Here is a 2,633-nt window from a genome sequence, read left to right as displayed (position 1 = left end):
AGGAATGTTTGATGAATACTTTGGTGAGAAAGGCATAGAAAGTAAATTTACTGTTTTTGATTCAGGAGCTGAAGCAAATCAGGCTCTTGCGTCAGGAAGTATTGATTTTGCGACAATGGGTAATGTAAATGCAGTAACTGCCTTATCCAGAGATTTAGGAGTTGAACTTATCTGGATCCATGAAGTATTAGGAGAAATAGAAGCTCTGGCTGTAAAAAATGGATCGGGAATTAATAAAGTTGAAGATTTAGCTGGAAAAAGAGTAGCAGTTCCTTTTGCTTCAACCTGTCATTATGTCTTATTAAATCTTCTTAAAAATGCTGGTATTGAAGATGAAGTTCAGTTATTAGATATGCAGACAACTGAAATAGTTGCAGCCTGGAAAAGAGGAGATGTTCAGGCGGCCTATCTTTGGCAACCTACTTTAGGTGAGGTTTTAGAAGATGGAAAAGTATTGGTTACAAGTAAAGAAATGGCTGAAAGAGGTTATTTAACAGCTAATGTAGAGGTTGTAAGAAAAGAATTTTCCGAAAAGTATCCTGAACTGGTAACTTCATTTATTACAATGATGTCTGAAGCAGCTGATATCTATAGGGAAAATCCTGAAAAAGGAGCAAATATTGTATCTCAAAAATTAGAAATAACTGCAGATGAAGCTTTAAAACAAATGCAGGGTTCTACCTGGCATACCAGAGAAGAACTAATCAGTCAGGACTTTTTTGGTACAACTGAAGATCCTGGAAATTTTGCAAAGGTTATGAAAGAAACTTCCGATTTTCTTAAAGATCAGGATTCAATTGATGATTCACCATCTCAGGAAGAATATAATGAATTTGTTAATTCTTACTATATAGAAAAATCCTTAGAGCAGACGGAAGGAAATTAGTAATGGAAAATGAAGAAAAAGAAGAAGTTTTAATAGAAATAAATAATTTAAGGACTGTCTATGGTAAAGAAGAAGAGTCTATCTTAGCTTTAGATGATATTAACTTAGAAATAAGGCGAGGAGAATTTCTATGTGTTTTGGGGCCTTCCGGCTGTGGTAAAAGTACTTTGTTAAAAACTATAGCTGGATATATCCCCCCCACAAGTGGTCAGTGCTTAATGCAGGGAGAACCTATTGAAGGTCCGGACTGGCATAGGGGAGTAGTTTTTCAATCCTCAACTTTATATCCCTGGATGTCAGTGAAAGATAATGTGGAATTTGGCCCTAAAATGAGAGGACTTCCTAAAGAAGAAATAAAAAAGATTCGCAAATACTTTCTTGATGAAGTTAATTTAAGTGGGTTTGGAGATAAACCAACTTTTGAATTATCAGGTGGTATGAAACAAAGGGTTGCTCTGGCAAGAGTTTTAGCTAATTATCCTCAGGTAATTTTGATGGATGAACCCTTTGGAGCCTTAGATGCTTTAACCAGAACTAATATGCAGAATTTGACTCGTGATATCTGGATGGAAAATAATAGTACAATATTTTTTATAACTCATGATGTTGATGAAGCTCTTGCTTTAGGAACCAGAATTGTAGTAATGTCAAGTCGCCCCGGTAGATTACTTGCTGAATTTGATGTTGATTTTACTCATACTTTATTTGCTGATAAAGAAAGAAAAATAAAGCATGAAGATGAATATTTTAGAGTAAAAGATGAGATTATGGAATTAATCAATAATCAAATTGAAACTTAAATTAAAAAAATAAATAACTTAATTTAAGATGTCCTATTTTTTGGGCATCTTTTTTTATTGAATAATTTTTATAATTTTCTTAAATTTGACATTATTTAAATTATTTTTTAGAATATGTTTATAACAAAAATAATGGAGTAGAGGAGTGGAATAATGAAAAAAGTAGTTATAATTGGTGCCAGTGATGTTGGAATAAGTACAGCTTTACGTATTAGAGAACTTGATGATAGTATAAGACCTTTAGTAATAGCTAATAATGACTTTCCAAATTACAGTATTTGTGGTATTCCATTTTTTATAGGAGGAGAAGTAGAGAATTGGCAGGATTTAGCTCACAGAGAAAAAGAAGATATTGAAAATGCTGGAATAGATCTTATGTTAAATACAGATGTAACTAAGATTGATTCTGAAAATAAAAAAATTTCTTTTATTGATGAAAATTGGGAAGAAAAGCAAATAGAGTATGAAAAACTTGTATTAGGAACTGGAGGTAAAACTATCGTTCCACCTATTGAAGGTCTTAATTCACCTGGAGTATTTTTTATGCGCTGGATAGATGATGCATTAAATTTTAATAAATTTTTGGAAAAGAATAACCCTCAAAAGGCAGTAGTTGTTGGAGGGGGATATGTAGGTTTGGAAATGACAGAAGCCCTTATTAGAAGAGGGCTGGATGTTACTTTAATTGAATTTGAGGACACCGTCTTAAATACTGTAAATAAATCTTTTAGAAAAATCATTCAAAGCAAACTTGAAGAAAAGGGAGCCAGAATAATTACTGGTACTGCTGTTAAAAAATTAGAAAGTGATAATAATAAAGTGTATGTTTCTGGTACTAATGATTTTGAAATAGAAGTTGATACTGTTTTAGTTTCTGTTGGAACAAAGGCTAATACTGAATTAGGAGAAAAAGCCGGAGTTCAAACTGGGAAAACAGGAGCTTTTAA

Annotated in this window: 3 protein-coding genes; all 3 read left to right on the top strand. The window is 32.5% G+C overall.

Translation table 11 applies throughout. From position 1 onward, the window contains the following. A partial coding sequence (locus VJ881_03310) for a glycine betaine ABC transporter substrate-binding protein (GenBank protein HKL75073.1) occupies window positions 1-886 on the top strand: 886 nt, incomplete at its 5' end. Window positions 887-888: 2 nt separating this feature from the next. Further along, window positions 889-1,686 carry an ABC transporter ATP-binding protein gene (locus VJ881_03305; GenBank protein HKL75072.1) on the top strand — a complete coding sequence of 266 codons (798 nt, stop codon included), beginning with the start codon at window positions 889-891 and terminating at the stop codon, window positions 1,684-1,686. Between the two features lie 153 nt (window positions 1,687-1,839). Then, window positions 1,840-2,633: FAD-dependent oxidoreductase (locus VJ881_03300; protein ID HKL75071.1), on the top strand; the 794-nt coding region annotated here is incomplete at its 3' end.

This window comes from Halanaerobiales bacterium (assembly GCA_035270125.1).
Classification (GTDB): Bacteria; Bacillota; Halanaerobiia; order Halanaerobiales; family DATFIM01; genus DATFIM01.
The sequence above is the reverse complement of the archived record's forward strand: the minus strand, read 5'-3'. Positions and strand labels throughout refer to the sequence as shown.